Origin of the sequence: Rossellomorea sp. y25, from assembly GCF_038049935.1 — a bacterium.
Taxonomy (GTDB): domain Bacteria; phylum Bacillota; class Bacilli; order Bacillales; family Bacillaceae_B; genus Rossellomorea.
The window spans coordinates 1,098,974-1,115,277 of the sequence record NZ_CP145886.1 but is presented as its reverse complement, the minus strand read 5'-3'; the positions used below and the strand labels follow the sequence as shown (position 1 = coordinate 1,115,277).

The window sequence follows — 16,304 nt, the reverse complement described above, 5'->3', positions numbered from 1 at the left end:
ACCCTTGTCACGACAAACCTATTGTTTCTCTGGCCGCGGAAGTTATTCTCACTTAAGAGGGACGGACCTCCTGCTCTAAAAGCAGGAGGTCCGTCCCTCTTTTTATCTTCTATCTTCTTAATCCAACTTCACCTTCACCTGGTCATCCACATATTTCGTTGTGCTGTAGCCCCCTATTTCAAGCTTGGTCAAGTTTACATCTTCCCTGGACGAATCGTTATAAAATTCAATGGTTTGTTCCTTCTCGAAGTAGCGGGGTTGATCCAATTTATCATACTCATATACATCGATTTCATGGATCTTGCCGTTTTTGTCCATCAATACCCCATCGCCATCACTAACTCCAATTGAAGTATTTTCATTCATCAAATAATCGCTGGAGAACCCATAGTGCACTCTTTCATAGGCACGATCCTTCGATACATCATGCGTAAGAATCACCTTCGCCGGATTTCCTGCCTGAATTTCATCAATGGTAATGGTATTCCCTTGATACTCGAATGCCTCGGGCAGGTCCTTGAGATTATCAAGTGGGATGGTTTTCCGATCGTCTACAGATAAATGAATGGAATCAAACAGTATGTCAACTTCTTTTGGATTTTCAAAATATAAGGTGTCAAAGCTTGATGTAAAGGCACTCCATCCCTCCTGGTCAAAGGATTCAACGTACATATTCCCTCCAAAGAGGTCTGCCTTCACTCTCTCCTTATCCGATTCAATGGAATCAAAGGTAATGACATCAATCCTTCTGTCCCCGCCTTGATTCTGAAAGCTGTACTGGAGGAGCGTCGTAGTCGGCGCGATCGTAAGCTTATCCAGGCGGACTGGAATTCCGTCAATGTCGATTTCCTTATCCAGCTTATGCACCCGGGATGACTGCTTTGTAAACGGAATGTCAAAGCTCCAGTCCCCTTCCGCAAATGTCATCTCCCTACTGAAATACTCACCTTTTCGAGTGTCCGGATCTACTTGCATGAGTCTTGCCACATTCAATTTAATGGTTCCGCTGTCCATCGAAACCGGCAGGAGACTCATGGTACCTTTATACACATTTTTCTCTTCATTTTGTATTTCATCCTGATCGACAGGAGGAGAATAGAACATGTTTTGCACATCACGCCTCATGACGTCGTATTCATTCTCGATATGGACTCCTTCATGAGCATTCATCATATAGCGATTGTCTTCCTCGGTATCCTCTATTTCATAAAAGACAAGGGTCTGTACATCATCGGCGACGACACTCTTGATGGTGATCTTCACCCCATTGCTTTCCGACTCGAGATTCAACCTTTCCCCCAGATCATGCTGGAGAATGGCACGCAATTGTTCATCCTCTTCCGTCCATGCATAGTAGAGGCTGGAGAATCCACCTGTCACGAATCCAATCGAAACGATCATTGCGAAAATACCTGCGAAGGCAAGCCAAATCGACTTCCGTTTCTTTATCTTCCGTTGCCTGCGCGCTTCTCTTTCTTCCACCTTATTCTTGACCTTCTCCATGAATCCAACAGGGATCTCCATGGCATCTGTCATTCCTGTCAGAGTCAGTGCCACTTCCTGAAAGGTGGCCAAATCCTCCTGACAGCCCTGACAATGGTAAATATGCATCTCAAACTCTACTTTTCCAGGCCGATCCATCGTTCTACCTAAGTAATCAAGATAATGCTTATGGTATTCCGGGCAGCCCTCGAAAGAACCGTGGCCCAATTCTTTCCGAAGCTTTCGTATAGCTGAAAATAAAACAGATTTTACCTTCTCTTCTGAAATATCAAGAATACGCCCAACTTCCTCATAAGAGCATTCCTTGAAATAGAATAAAGCAATCGCTTCCCTTTCATCCCACTCCAATTGATGTATGGCCTGAAAGAGCGCATCATCATGATTCTGTCCTTCTGAAACCCGGAAACTCTTATCTTTAGAAAGATCCCGACCATTATGTATAAAATGAGAAACAGCCCACGAGTCAAATGAAGGTTCTTTTTTCAAACGGTGTAATTCATTATGTATCATGTTGATTGAACGATAAAATATCTCTTCCAGGTCCTCTTGCTTATTTACATATATCCGTCCAAGGGCATAGAATGACTGGTTACGCTGTACAAACCAATCCATTACCGACTCCAAGTCCTTTTCCCTCATCCTGCTGATCAAAAAGGGAGCTGTTTGCGTTGTGACCATATATGTATTCCCCTCCTAAAAAAAACGAAATATTCCAAAATAAAACATGTAATTCCATTTTACCATATAAAGGGTGTGTGTTTGGGTTAAAAAAAACGGAAGACGAATTCCCAGACAAAATTCTGGCAAACACGATCAAATACAATTGACTAACTTATTCCATTTCAATATATTTTTTTTACTGAAGAGTCATTTATTAGTCTATGAAAGAGTCTGGAGGATGTAGATGAAAACAAAGGACAAGTTGATGGATTTTTTTCACTTGCAGTCGGATGAGATCATCGGTGAATGGTTACAGTTGCGGGAAGTCGATCAATTTTCCATCTTTAATGTGAACGCACCGAAAGAAATTGAAGAAAAACTTAGGCAGGAGTCAGGAAGCTTTATACTCTATATAACCGAGGCGTTGGTCGATGAAGAACAGAAACTTTCGAACGAGCTTTTAAAGTGGTCGAATCTCATTGCCAAAGAGCGTGTGAATGACGGGACAAGTATCGATAAGGTGCTTGAACAATTTCACCGTTTCAGGAAAGTTTATTTTCAATTTATGAAAGCTTGGCTGATGGAAAATGAAGATCTTCTGCTGGAAGCCCGCTATGCCATGATTGAAAACTACCATTCCATCTTTGATGAAGTGATAAAAACCTTTGTTATATCCTACAAGACTCATTATGAAAGCAGACTCAAGGATCAAATGGGACTCATTAATGAATTGAGCTCACTCATTATTCCATTATCCAATACGATCGCGATACTCCCACTGGTCGGGGATATTGATACAACGAGGGCAAAGTATATCATGGAGCATGCCCTAGAGAAGTGTGTGGAAAAGGAAATCCAGCATTTGGTGGTGGACCTTTCAGCCGTGCCTGTCATCGACACCATGGTCGCCCAGAAAATCTTTGAACTTATGAACACCCTGACTTTGGTGGGGGTCGATCCTGTCATCACGGGAATCAGGCCAGCCATCGCACAAACTGCCGTTCAACTCGGCATCCCCCTTGGATCTTTGCATATTCACTCTACGTTACTCCATGCTTTGAAGAGCCTGGGATACAGCATCAACCCAAGAACATAATATATAGAAAAGGTCTGGATCCCAATGGTCCAGACCTTATGCATATCTATGAACGGTCGATTTCACCAAGCTGCTCATGCATGTCCAGCTCGATCATCTTTTTGGCCTTAGAGAAAGTAAACACTTCGTTAGAGACCCAATGATTATATAACTTAGAAAGGGCATTCCTGTGGTAGACCGTGCCTTTTACCTCTGAGAAGAAATAGATGATCAAGAGGTTGACCACGTCTTTAGGAAGGGCCTTTTTACGCTCGATAGACTTTAACGACAGGGTATCCAATCCTCTTAATCGGTCTCCGATCACCGATTCTGCCATATGAAACGGATCTGATGTCCGGCATAATTCCACTAATTCTGGATTAATATCTTCGAATTTCAAAGTGAATTCCCCTTTTACATAGAAAGTGAACGAAAAACGCGACACTTCAACCTTTTTTAGATTAAGATCAACTACTATGTAGTATAACAGAAAAATGGGACATTCATGACTTCCTGTATGCTTAATTTTTTATTAACCAGAATTCCATCTTTCTCTCTTTAGCAGAAGGATAGACAAGACGTTTCACCTGTTCCTCCACCAGGAAGCATTCCGTAATCCACCCAGGAACCGAACCATGCTCTTTCTTCCAAAGATGGGTTCGTTCCAGAGCATCCTCTACCCTCATTTTCACCCATGTGTTGTCATCCTCCGTCACTCTCTTCAACCATGATTCACCTGAGAGGCTAAAGTACGGAACCCCCCCCAAGATGGCTCTTATTTCTAGCCCATATCAAGCTTTCCCTGGGGAGGAAGCCTATATGACGATTTTCAGAAGCCACCTGTGTGAACTCTTCTAAATAACAGAAACATCCTGACCATTGCCGATCAGTACTTCGCGGTCGGATCATTTCCGACATATAAATCGATTGACCTTTATGAAACAGATTGTCGATCTCCCGATTGATAAAAATGGGCTCTCTCCGATTATAATTAGAGTCGGACTGAGGCGTACCACAGGTAAATCCATTTTGGGAAAATCGAATCATTTTGACAAATTGCATATTGCTGCCCCTCCTTTTAGGTGAATTCCCCAAGGGCGTTTTTTCCAAATTCACTCTATGATGGTGGTAATTACCTTTATAGAATGGTTTTAAACAATTTGTTTTATAGAATAAAAAGAAACGAGCGATTACAGAGTAACCGCTCATTAAATCGCTTCTACCGTTGCTCATTCAATGCTCGCTCAAGAGTCGAAGTGACAGAAATATTTTCAAATGATATACCAAGTTGAATAGCGGTTTGGGCAATTTCCGGGCGAATGCCGGAGATTGAACTTTTCACACCAATTAAGTTCAAACTCTCCATTATCTGGAATAATTGATGAGCAACCATCGTGTCCACCATGATGACACCTGATAAATCAATAAACAAGTGCTCAACATTTTTATCGACGCATTCGGCCAGTGTATTCTCGAGGATATACTTCGCCCTTCCTGTATCGATATCACCGACAAGAGGCAGCACCCCTGTCTTTTTATCGATTAAGATGACAGGTGAACTCAATTCTTTGATCATTTCCTGCTGTGCCTTCAAACGCCTTTGGGCATACTCGTAATTTTCTTCTGCAAACTTGGAAATGACAAGACCAAAGGTTTTAATGATCAACTCTCTGAATGAATCGATTCTCTCCGCTGGATAATCAGTGCCATACAGGCGTTCAAATTCCTTCAAAATCTCCAAATATTGATCCTGGGTTCTGAAGAATTCCCTCAGTATATAGTGAGTTGGGGTTTGTAAGTGCTCTTCATCTTTTGCAATTTCTTCGATCCATTCAGCGAAATTACATAGTGCGTCCTGCCCTATATCTTTAAAAAGGAGACAAAAACGTTCGTGAAATTCGTGATTTTGGCGCTTCAACGTTAGGATGACCTGTGGATCAGTTGAAGAATAAACGCCTGAGACATCACTTTTATCAAGGGATTCATACCAATTCTCCGTCAGTTTCCACGTACGTTCTTTCATAAATTCATAAAATTTTTCCTCTACCTGCATATTCGACCTACTTTCTATAAGACAAGATATTGTGATCAGTTCATAAGCCATGATCCTGACGGGCAGGAATGTATAAGACTATCTTAGTTGCCTATACCCTAAATGACTTATTCATATGCCTATAAGAGTAATGTACTATTTCCTTGAACGAAAGGGAAGAAAAAGTTGAACAAATGGTGTACAAGGACCATTTTATTTTCTATGTTTTTCCAAAATTATGATTGATTTGACCTTGAAAGGTTGCATATTTTCATAAAAAAGTACACTATCCCTTTGGGAAAATAAGGGATGTGCCCTGATGAAAAAGCTGGTCGGAAATCGCATTGTCAGAAAAAGATTAGTAGGGGATAAATAAAAACAGAAAAGAATGTGTGCAATAAGAAAGACTTCCCCATCTTTCCTCTTTATTAATTAGTAAATTACTTTACCATTTCCTCAATATCTACGAACTCTTAGAACCATTTCGGACTACATGTTGAAAGAACCAATGCAGCGTAAGGAATGCCACTAAATAAACGGGGAGCGAGTACCATATTTTCCACTCTAGATGTTTCATATAACCGTTAAAACTCAGCAACAGTTCTATAAAGAACGAGAGTACTGTCCAAATGAGCACATAAAACAATGGCTTATCCGGTTTCATAATATTCAAGTATAAAAGCGCAATAAACGAGGGAGCAAAGGCCACCAGTGCAAAATCGGAAACTTCCACACCTTTGGTTGGTCCAAAATCTACATAATCCAACATAAGCCCTACCAGAACATGTGCCAACGCACCAAAATAACCAACGAACGGAAACATGATAAGATTTTCCCTAAGTGTTAACCTCTTTGGCACGAACATCAGTGCAATGACTAAAAAAAGAATAAGTCCCCATACTAATATCAAGCTGAAACAACCCCTTTGTCGGTTAAAAAGAATACTTCTCCTTATTTTGCTGAAACACAAGAAAATTATGTACTTAACCGGGGTTCTTTAAATTCCCGGAATTCCGGATATCGACATCAACTACAAAGTCTGTGGACAAGTTTTGATAATACTTCGATCTCCACTCCTTTAAGTCCATCCTCGGTATTTCTTTTCTGAATAATTGGCCAAGTCCTAGAATATCCGCCTCACTATTCTGTAGCTTCGAGAACATCTTATTCAAACGATCTGTCAGAAGCTTTTCCAATCCCTTTTCAATCATTTTCTCTGTAGGATCTCCTTTTGTTTCCAGTATCATGACATCTAACTTTATTTTGGAATATAAGAACGGTTCTTTCCGCACCTCACTTGTATGTTCAATCGTATTTCCTAAGATCAAGACACTTCCTTCATTGAGCACCTCTATTTTCCCTTCAGTGCTTTCTCCCTTAAATGCATTATAAAGAAGGGTTTCATTAGGGTTGATTTCTTCTACCATTTTTCCGTTCTTTATCACCGCTGACCCCACATGGTCCACTAACGTCGTCTCTCCAAGACAGAGCATCGGGATGGCCACGTCCCGGGTATAAGAGTGAATACTTCTATAAACTTCCCAAACTCTGGTTAAAGCAACCTGAGGGTCCCAACCGGCATTCTTTTCAAAGAAATCCAACAGAGTCGTCCCGCGCGGAGAGGTGTTTTTCTCCATACTTTCGAAAAATCGGTCAATATCGTCGTTACAAATGGCAACCAATGCTTTTGAAGATACATCCCTCGACCTCATAATACCTGAAATAAGGTCCTTCACACCTTCTTCTGCAAGAAGTCGATCGATGACAATTACCTTTACGTGAAGCAAATCGACACTGCTTTCCATGTCAGCACTGATATCATCTACAATTTCATTAATCGTTTCACCAACACCAACAACCACTTTCGTTTGTATCATATCCTGCTGAGGGTGGGGAATCTGCAGAAAGACTTTATATTGGTCACTATCCTTGGATATCCCCAAGACAACGGGCATCACCCGATGATTAATATCTCTGGTATCCCAACAGCCACTCATCATGAAAACCAAGAATAAGAGAGAAAGCCAGATCACCGCTTTTTTACACCTCAACTTGCATTCTCCTTCCTTGTTCTTACACCAAGAAACCAAATTGAAATTGGAACTCCAAAGATGACATAAAATCTTAGGGGAGTATTCCATTTAAAGAGCTGTTCAACGTCACTCCAATTTGGAATCCACAAACAAATGATGTAAATGATGAGTGAAACCGATATTACTAAATAAGATGATTTCATGGTTGGAAGCACACATTTATTTATTATTTTTACACTCATCCATAATACGAGTGATATAAACAACAATATATAAATCACTATACTTAGTAAGAAAAACATGGTGAGTCGATCAAACATAAGCCATGTCAAATTGATGGCATCCACTGTCATGATGAAAGGGAACATAAATGTAGATGCTGTTGCCTGGCCAAATGTAAGGACGGGTATATATACAGATATGATAAAGATGGGAATAAGTGCAACCGCAGCAAGCAAAACTTTTTTGCTCTTATAGGGAAGGACCGGCCTTACAAACCCAATAAACAGAAATACACCACCAATGGCAAAGAAGCTTCTATGGTAAGAGGAGTCAGTCAAAAAAGAAAAATCTTCATTCCATAAGGGATATACATAGTGCCAATCCACGTTCTGAAACGCAACCACCAATATGAAGCAAACCAACGGGAATAATAATAAGAAGAGAAGTATAGCTGTACGAAAGATGGCTTCTACTCCCTTAATAGCTAAATAACATGATAAGATAAGCAGCAATGCCATGATCGCCCAGATGGGAGTGTTTGATAGAAACACAATGGTAACGACTTCTGAATACGCCCGGACTGTTATGATGTTAGCCATTAAAAAATAGAGGAGAGCGGGGAACAGAAAAATGAATGTCATCAACTTTCCCTCACGCAGATAAATGGTGATGATATCTTGTTGCGGAAAACGATCAAGCCCCGTCAAAAGCAAGAATAAAATAATGAAATGTACGATGACTCCGATAATGATCGGAATCCAATGTCCTTGAGATGAGCTTTCAATGATATTACTAGGATACAAAAACAGAATAAGGCCTATGTGGGTTAAAATGTACATAATGACAACATACAAGCTTCTATCCACTATTACTAACTCCTTTAATCTTGAGGTAAGGCACCCCAAAAGTGCTTATCCCCGCTAAGTATGCACAAACTAAGAATATTCCTGCCAATATGCCGAATACCCCAAAAATCGAAGAAAGAATCAAGATAAGATATTTAAAGATTCGGATGGAGATGGAATTTTGAAATCCAATGATGGTAGAGTTGGCAATCGTAGTGGCGGCTAAGATGATAATCAGTAAATTGCTTACTAATCTCGCCTCGACTACGGCCTGACCCAGAATGATCCCTCCTACCATTGTAATGGTAGGACCGATGCTTTTCGGAAGCCTAATACTCGCCTCCAATATTAATTCAAGAATAAGAAGCATGAAAATGGTCTCAACAAATGCCGGATAAGGGACACCTTCACGAGTCTGAGCAACGGATAATGCTAATTCAATACGGAGCATCTCAGGATTGACAGCGACCAATGCTACATACAGCCCTGGTAAAACAAGGGCAAGCAATGTACCGATAATCCTGAGCAACCTCACTGAAACCATGATAGGGAAAGAGAAATTCCGATCATTCTCAAGGAAGAACATATCCCAGAAATCGCTTGGAAGAATAAGAGCAAAAGGTATTCGATCCAGAAATAATACAAGTTTTCCTTTTTGCAGGCTCCTGTATACTTCTTGGGGCGCCTCTGTTGTGTTGAAGGGAGAAATCAGGGTTCGGGTCGACAATCCTAACATCTTCGTCACATCTTGTATGGTATGAAGGGATTGATCCATATTTGATGTGATCTGGTGGACGACCCTGCTCACATAATCCACATCTGCGCTATCCTTACGATACACTACCGAAAGCGTTCTTTTCTCTACACCCCCTCCTGAGAAGGATCTTATCTGCAAGTCTTTTGAAACGACCTGTTTGCGGATAATCCCAATATTTGTATCGATGTCTTCATTGAAAGAACTCAATGGCCCTTGTAGGGTATTTTCATTGATAGGAGGCTCGATTGAACGATTCAGCGCCTTTGCAACCGGGTCCATCCTGAAGAAAGGCCCATTTTCCTCAACTCTTGAGATGATCAGCTTCCCTTCCAAAATCGCTTCGATGACTTCCTCTCCATCATGAAGCAATTCACCCATCGTCCCTGATATGACTCGATCTTCGATTACCTGGATTGTTTTCTGTACATCTATAAGACTTTTAAGCCCTGACAATAAATAGCGAGATTCACCAAAATCTTGATGCACCTGAAAGAAATCATCATTGTCCCCTATTGATGCCTTCATCTCCAATAAATATGAATCCATTATAATAGACTCCTTCTATACATATCTCTTGATTACTGTCCCCAAATTTAAGGTGAATATGTATATGGAACTAGGGATCCAAACAATGAAAGGTCAATCCGAGCAAACCCTTTCAACCATCAAGCACTTCCCTGGCCACGGGGATACTTCCGTAGATTCACACCTTGAGCTTCCGGCAAACTGGAGGTTATTCAAACAGGAGAGGTTGACTTAACGAAGCTTAATCATTCGATTGAGTCCATTAAAAAGAGAATCCAGCGATAAAAAAATGGTTGTCTAATAAGGTATAATCAGAAAAATAATCAAAGTCAAAAAGCCAAGAATGCTGATCCAATAGCATTCTTGGCTTTTTTTAAGATTTTGTGTTGGAGTTTTTTCGGAAAGAAAACACACGTCAGCTTTCCCGGAATAACAAGGTTCCTGTTAGGATCCGATATTGCGATACTCCTCAGCAATCCTGATACTCTTTTGCTGGGTGAAAGCACTGACAGCTATGACAATGACGATGTTGCAGATCAATCCAAGGATACCTGCATGTATTTCGAAAGGCGTGGTTTCTGCGACTAGCTGGTAATAGTAGTTTACAAATGTACCTACGACGAGTCCCGTGATCACAGCCGGGCCGGTCACCCTTTTCGAATAGAGGGCTCCGTATACACCGGGTGCGAATTGAACGATGGAACCATAGGCTCCCAGCAATAGGGCGATGAGCCCCTGCCCCCCGAATACGGTGATAAAGTAAGCAAGCCCTCCGACAACAAACACACCGATTCTCATCAGAAGCAATGTGGTTTTATCAGAAAGGTCCGATTTTACATTCTTAATGACCCCGTCCGTAAATTCCAGCGAAGCACTGTGGGTGATGGCATCTGCCGTAGACATGGCTGCTGCTAACGCTCCTGCACCTACAAGCCCGTAAACCCAGCCGGGAAGGCTAAGGACGGTGGTGATCAGGTAAGGAAGAATTTCATCCGGTGCTCCAATGTCAGCTGGATTGACGACATTCACTGCCGAAAAGCCAACAAATAATAGTGGGATAAGGAACAGGGCAAAGATCGGATACACCAATACGGTTTTCTTAATCGTTCGTGCATTGGAGGCGTATGACTTTGAAAATAGGTGTGGCCACATTAAGAACCCTATGAGAGATACAAGAATCGTGGTCGTATAAGCTGTCCCTGACATGGTAGACCCTTCATTCCCGATTTCAAAAAAGGCAGGGTTGTCCTGAACGAGGTTGGTAAACATCCCACCCACGCTGTCGTGGAGCTTATTCACAATCGCAAGGCCGACTACCCACGAGATGACAATCATTAAGATCCCCTGGAACACGTCAGACCATGCCGCTGCCCGCAATCCACCTGTTGCAACATAGACGACTACGATTCCATACGCGAGCAGGGCTCCAAGCCAAAGAGGAATACGTCCTTCAGTCATGATATTGAAGATGTAGGCCATCCCTTTCATCTGCGTGGCTAGGTATTGAATGGAGGCGAGTAACGCAATGACCCCAATTAAGATAGGAAGCGTCTTACCTCCGTAACGTTTTTTCATAAAGCCGGAAACCGTGTATATATTGAATTTACGACCGATTTTCCCGATTTTCGGACCGATGATGTACCATGGGAGAATCGCAAAAGCGGTATAAGTTAAAATATAAAGTGCGGGTGCTCCTTTGGAATATGCCCACCCTGGAGCGCCGAGAAATGAAAAGGCACTGAACACAGCCCCTCCCATCAGGAACCACATCACAACCAAGCCGAGACCTCCGCCAGCAACGGTAAACTCATCTAATGAATGTTTATCATGACCTCTTCCTGCCATCACACCAACTACTAATGCAATCACAAGATAGCCGATCATCATGATCATTGCAATTTGCCAATCTGCCATTAATGGACCTCCTCTTCATCTTTGTCTGGATCGATCCGATAGAGTATAAGAACGATTAGAAAGGTAATGATAATCCATAAAATCACCCAGAATATCGAAAACGGCAGCCCCATGATGATCGGGGTTGCCCTGTTTCCAATTGAAAACAAGGGGAAGATCAATAGAAGAAACGGTAAAATCAGAGACAAGCAATAGATTTTCGTAAACGCGCTTTTACTCATAAAACACCCTCCTTTTTTGCTGCATATTCCACTTTCCCATCAAGGATCGTTAACTCTACTTTTAACTCTCGTAATCTTTCAGGTTCACAGTGTAAAATCGACTCATTCAACACAACCAGATCGGCGAGCTTCCCTGCTTCGATGCTGCCTTTTATGGGTTCTTCAAAGCTCGCATATGCACCGTTCCATGTATAGGCCTTAATCGCTTCCTCTAGGGTGATTCGTTGTCCGGTCCCTATCACTTCACCGGATTTACTCATGCGAGTGACAGCTGAATAAATCCCTTGGAGCGGATCCACGGCGGTGATCGGGCTGTCAGATCCGATTGCAAAAGGAATCTGCGCTTCTGAAAAGCTCTTTAAGGGGAACATGACGTCGACCCGTTCTCCATAATCTTTCACGTAGCCGTCGCCGAATTCATAAATGAAGGCTGGGTTTGGTATCGGAACAATATCAAACTCTTTTATCCGGTAAATGAGGTCTGCTGGTGTCATGCCGGAATGTTCAATGCGGTGACGATGGTTTTCACGGGGGTGTAGGTCAAGAGCATGGCGAATGGCTTCAATCATCATTTCAACCGCTTTGTCCCCGATGGCATGTGCGGTGATTTGCCACCCCGCTTCATGCGCTTTTCCGAGGGACCCGTTTAATTCATGCTGGTTCAAATATAAAATGCCTGAGTCATTTGGATTGCTCGTGTAGGCCTCCCTCGTCTTGGCTGTAGGGCCACTGCTGCTTCCGTCGATAAACACTTTGGCAGGCCCGATTTTCATCCACTCATCCCCAAGGCCTGTCCCTATTCCGCTTACCAGGCCTTTCTCCACCATTTCTACAGAATCATGCAGCGAACCGTAAAGTGCGTATACCCTCTGCTTAACTCTCTTTGCTCTTACTGCTTTTTGAAGGAACCGAATATGTTCAGGTCCATATCCCCCGGCATCATGGACACTCGTAATTCCTTTTGTTAAATAATCCTGGGAAGCGAGGGACAATCCCTGCTGCACCTCATCCTCAGAATAATTGGCTGTAAGAAACATGTTCATATGGGCAGCTTCCAGCAGCAATCCGGTTAATTCGCCGTTTTCCCGTACATATTTCCCTCCATTCGGATCTTCTGTTTCAGGATGAATACCCGCAAGCTCCAGCGCTTTCGTATTCACGCACGATATGTGCCCGCATGTCCGGACCACAATGATCGGGTGTTCGGTGGAAACCTGATCAAGATCCCACCGAGTTATGTGCCTTCCCTCTTTAAGGGTATTCTGGTTATAACCCCAGCCCCGGATCCATTCCCCCTTTGGAGTTAATCGTACTCTCTCCTTCAACTTCCCGAGGAGCTCTTTTATACTTCCTGCCTCCTTGCCGTTCACCCCGAGCCTATTGGTTCCATAAAGTTCGAGGTGGGCATGAGCATCAATAAAGCCGGGCAAGAGACTTCTTCCCTCCAAATTCACAATCTTCGTTCCTTCACCTGCAAATGATAGAATTTCTTCATCCGTGCCGACCGCGATTATTTTATTATCCTGAATGGCAACCGCCTCTTTCACGGAAAATTCAGAATTCACAGTAACCACTTCTCCGTTTACGAAGAGCATCGTCGCTCTCAAACGATCACCTCCCAAATGGGACAGAGGGACAGGTCCCTCGTCCCAGCCTTCTCTTACTTATCATGAACAGCAGCAGAGCCGTCTTTTGGGACAAGGTGCCTGTCCCCATGTCCCTTACAAACACGCAATGCTGTCGCGTATAGGAGCTGAACTCCTTTTTCCACATCATCCATCTCGGCATACTCCATTGGATTGTGGCTGATGCCTTTTTCACAGCGTATGAAGATCATCCCGTAATCACTGATATAGGACATGAATAAGGCATCATGGAAAGGGCCGCTCATTAAGGTCGGTGAATCCAGTCCAAGCTTTTCATCCTCCTCCTTCATAATGTCCTTGATCCAGTCTGCACAATATCTCGGTTCACTCCGGGTATCTTCTTTAATCTCGTATTTAAGATTGTAACTGATTGCCGTCTCCTCGATGATTTGATAGAGTTTTTCCTCCAGTTTCGTACGTGCTTCAACATCTATATCACGAAGGTCCACGGTAAACTCCACCTTTTCGGCAATGATGTTTCTTGAGTTCGGGAACACCTGCATACTGCCTACCGTTCCTACTGTGGTTCCGGTTCCTTCTCTTTTAACCAGCTCATCGAATTTCCGGATGATTTCCGACGCACCGACAAGGGCATCCTGCCTCATCGTCATCGGCACCGAACCCGCATGGCCCGCGAATCCTTCTAGTGTAACGGTCAGCCAGATCGGTCCGGAGATGCCTGAAACAATTCCGACTGGTTTTCCCTTTTCCTCAAGGACCGGCCCCTGTTCAATATGTAACTCCAGAAACGCTGCGATATCACCTTTTTGGTAAACAGGACTTGCGGTTACATCCGGCTCGACCCCGAATTCCTTCAACGCCTCTCTTCTCGTCACACCCTGCTTGTCTTTACGGTCCAGTTCGCCTTCCTCAAGCATCCCGGCTATAGCCCGGACTCCAAATACTCCTTTGTTAAACCGGCAGCCCTCTTCATCGGAAAAACAAACCACTTCAATGCTCCGGTCCGGGACGATTCCATTGTCCTTCATACTATGAATGACTTCGATCGCTCCCAGTGCACCTGCAGTCCCGTCGAACCTCCCGCCATATGGCTGAGAATCAATGTGTGAGCCCAGCATAAGGATCGGCTTATCCTTGTCGGCACCTTCTATCCTTCCAATCAAATTTCCGAAGCCGTCAATCCTGGCCGTCAAACCCGCCTCCTCCATCCAGCCTTTCACCACTTCCACTGCCTGGCGATCCTCCTTGGAATGGGCCAAACGGCAAACGCCTGTCTCCCCGATCTTCCCGATTTCAGCTAACTCCTCTAGATGACGCTTTAATCTTTCTCGATTGATTGACATAGAATCATCCTTTGCTTACATATTTTATAGCCTTAACTTTAGTTTATTTTGAAAAAGCCTGTTTATCATTAGACACTTTGTCTATAAAAGATCCTGTGATCCGTACAGAATGACAAATAGAATGAAATTTCAGAAAAATTAGTAGAGTCTTCTATTCAATGAATATCGGACACCAACCCCCTTTCGACTTCCACTCCCTTATTTAGACTAGTTTCTAGAACATTTTCACTTAATCCTGCCTGACTTTTGAAAATGAAGAGATTTACATAGGCGTTTTCGCAAGAACAGATACATTTATTAGGACAAGTTCCCTGTCCTGCTTGCCAATTACTTGCCATGATGAAGATAATCCGGCCGAAATGAGTATAAATCCGGCCGTTTTTCACGAAAATCCAGCCGAAATCCTGATAAATCCGGCCGTTTCTGTTGATAATCCGGCCGTTTTCGAAAAAAATCCAGCTGATTTACATAAATTGCAAAAAAACTTCATTAAGCGCAGCAAAAAAATAGAGAGGCCACTCGCTATGCGAATGACCTCTCTACTTCGATATGCATATCATCGTCAGACCTACAAACGTGGTTAACCGCTTGGCGTGCTCAACCGACTTTCTGTTTTTAACCATCAATAATTTTCTGCTCTCTTTGTTCGTTGCTGCGAATAAATCAGCATCCCAAAGAATACGAGCACGGATGCCAGGATCAGTCCGAGTGAGATAGAGGAAATTGATAACATCTTAAAAATGACGCTTACTGCGACCACCATGTACAAAACTGCAAGCATCTTTTTGACGGTAACGTCTGAGAATCGTTTCAGCTGGATGGAGCCGATCGGGGTTCCGATCAAGGTTCCGATGATCAGCATGATTCCATGACGGTAATCGAGTGCTTCCCCCGCATACATGTACGAGCCGATCCCTGATAATACGATGATCGAGGCTGCCGATATGCTGGTTCCAATCGATTTGGTGAGATCAAGCTTCAGCCATTTCGAGAGGAGCGGAGTCATGACAAATCCACCGCTGACCCCCATAAGTGAAGAGATGATACCGGTGAAGATACCGATAAAGGGAGTTGCAGATACTCCTTTCGCTTGCGCTTCCTTTCTTCGTTTAGTTAAAAACTGGTAAGAAAACCAGCTTAATATCCCAATATAGACAATGGAGATAACCGTGGAAGCTCCATTCATCGAATCGAGCCACTTCACAAATGGTACGGTGATGACTGATCCGATCACTCCGAATCCCCCGAGGACAACCGCTAATTTCATATTTACATTTTTTAATTGAATGTGTGACACTGTCCCCGTCACAGTCGATCCCAATGTCAGCATTAAGGAGAGAACGATCGCCTGGCTTGGTTCATAGCCAAGTACAAGTAAGGTTGGTGTGAGAACTATCCCGCCGCCTATACCAAAAAAACCAGAAATGATGCCGATGACTGCTCCGCCTATGATAAATAATAACCATTCCATCTTGTTGTTCACTTCCTTCGTCTCACATTATACCTTTCCTTAAGATATAATAGAAATGAATAATAATAATGTAGACGATTACGTTTTGTAATGGAG

At 43.0% G+C, this 16,304-nt stretch carries 14 protein-coding genes and 1 pseudogene; 2 read left to right on the top strand and 13 right to left on the bottom strand.

Translation table 11 applies throughout. From position 1 onward, the window contains the following. Positions 1-117 precede the first annotated feature (117 nt). Entirely contained in the window at positions 118-2,181 is a 2,064-nt protein-coding gene (locus tag AAEM60_RS05565; protein ID WP_341357633.1) for a sigma-70 family RNA polymerase sigma factor, read from the bottom strand. Between the two features lie 226 nt (positions 2,182-2,407). Between AAEM60_RS05565 and AAEM60_RS05560 the strand changes: the two genes are divergently transcribed. Next, complete coding sequence (locus tag AAEM60_RS05560; RefSeq protein WP_299745944.1) at positions 2,408-3,259, top strand: STAS domain-containing protein; 852 nt, start codon at positions 2,408-2,410, stop codon at positions 3,257-3,259. 46 nt (positions 3,260-3,305) lie between these two features. Here the strand turns inward: AAEM60_RS05560 and AAEM60_RS05555 are convergent, their stop codons facing one another. The 7 genes from AAEM60_RS05555 to AAEM60_RS05525 form a co-directional block, all read right to left on the bottom strand. After that, complete coding sequence (locus AAEM60_RS05555; protein ID WP_299745941.1) at positions 3,306-3,638, bottom strand: hypothetical protein; 333 nt, start codon at positions 3,636-3,638, stop codon at positions 3,306-3,308. A 121-nt stretch (positions 3,639-3,759) separates the two neighbouring features. Continuing rightward, positions 3,760-3,963 (bottom strand): hypothetical protein, encoded by a 204-nt coding sequence (locus tag AAEM60_RS05550; protein WP_299745938.1) that lies wholly within the window; start codon positions 3,961-3,963, stop codon positions 3,760-3,762. A 494-nt stretch (positions 3,964-4,457) separates the two neighbouring features. Beyond that, positions 4,458-5,291: an STAS domain-containing protein gene (locus tag AAEM60_RS05545; RefSeq protein ID WP_299745935.1), complete on the bottom strand. Its 834-nt coding sequence runs from the start codon at positions 5,289-5,291 to the stop codon at positions 4,458-4,460. Between the two features lie 442 nt (positions 5,292-5,733). Beyond that, a complete protein-coding gene (locus tag AAEM60_RS05540; RefSeq protein WP_299745932.1) occupies positions 5,734-6,180 on the bottom strand; it encodes a hypothetical protein in 447 nt (148 codons plus the stop codon). A gap of 73 nt (positions 6,181-6,253) precedes the next feature. After that, positions 6,254-7,321 (bottom strand): Ger(x)C family spore germination protein, encoded by a 1,068-nt coding sequence (locus AAEM60_RS05535; protein ID WP_299745929.1) that lies wholly within the window; start codon positions 7,319-7,321, stop codon positions 6,254-6,256. After that, entirely contained in the window at positions 7,318-8,391 is a 1,074-nt protein-coding gene (locus AAEM60_RS05530; RefSeq protein WP_341357632.1) for a GerAB/ArcD/ProY family transporter, read from the bottom strand. The genes AAEM60_RS05535 and AAEM60_RS05530 overlap by 4 nt, the downstream gene beginning before the upstream one ends. Next, positions 8,384-9,673: a spore germination protein gene (locus AAEM60_RS05525; protein WP_299745923.1), complete on the bottom strand. Its 1,290-nt coding sequence runs from the start codon at positions 9,671-9,673 to the stop codon at positions 8,384-8,386. The genes AAEM60_RS05530 and AAEM60_RS05525 overlap by 8 nt, the downstream gene beginning before the upstream one ends. 67 nt (positions 9,674-9,740) lie before the next feature. Here AAEM60_RS05525 and AAEM60_RS05520 point away from each other — a divergent pair. Beyond that, positions 9,741-9,848, top strand: a pseudogene (locus tag AAEM60_RS05520) (glycoside hydrolase family 3 N-terminal domain-containing protein); the annotation flags it as partial. A gap of 248 nt (positions 9,849-10,096) precedes the next feature. On the opposite strand, the gene AAEM60_RS05515 reads toward AAEM60_RS05520, so the two are convergent. The 5 genes from AAEM60_RS05515 to AAEM60_RS05495 form a co-directional block, all read right to left on the bottom strand. Beyond that, positions 10,097-11,566 carry a sodium:solute symporter family protein gene (locus AAEM60_RS05515; protein WP_299745920.1) on the bottom strand — a complete coding sequence of 490 codons (1,470 nt, stop codon included), beginning with the start codon at positions 11,564-11,566 and terminating at the stop codon, positions 10,097-10,099. Then, complete coding sequence (locus AAEM60_RS05510) at positions 11,566-11,787, bottom strand: DUF3311 domain-containing protein (protein WP_299745918.1); 222 nt, start codon at positions 11,785-11,787, stop codon at positions 11,566-11,568. The genes AAEM60_RS05515 and AAEM60_RS05510 overlap by 1 nt, the downstream gene beginning before the upstream one ends. Beyond that, entirely contained in the window at positions 11,784-13,394 is a 1,611-nt protein-coding gene (locus tag AAEM60_RS05505; RefSeq protein ID WP_341357631.1) for an amidohydrolase, read from the bottom strand. The genes AAEM60_RS05510 and AAEM60_RS05505 overlap by 4 nt, the downstream gene beginning before the upstream one ends. Before the next feature lie 53 nt (positions 13,395-13,447). Beyond that, positions 13,448-14,737, bottom strand: a complete 1,290-nt coding sequence (locus tag AAEM60_RS05500; RefSeq protein WP_299745912.1) for a M20 family metallo-hydrolase — start codon at positions 14,735-14,737, stop codon at positions 13,448-13,450. A gap of 622 nt (positions 14,738-15,359) precedes the next feature. Then, positions 15,360-16,208 (bottom strand): sulfite exporter TauE/SafE family protein, encoded by an 849-nt coding sequence (locus AAEM60_RS05495; RefSeq protein ID WP_341357630.1) that lies wholly within the window; start codon positions 16,206-16,208, stop codon positions 15,360-15,362. Between the last annotated feature and the right edge of the window lie 96 nt (positions 16,209-16,304).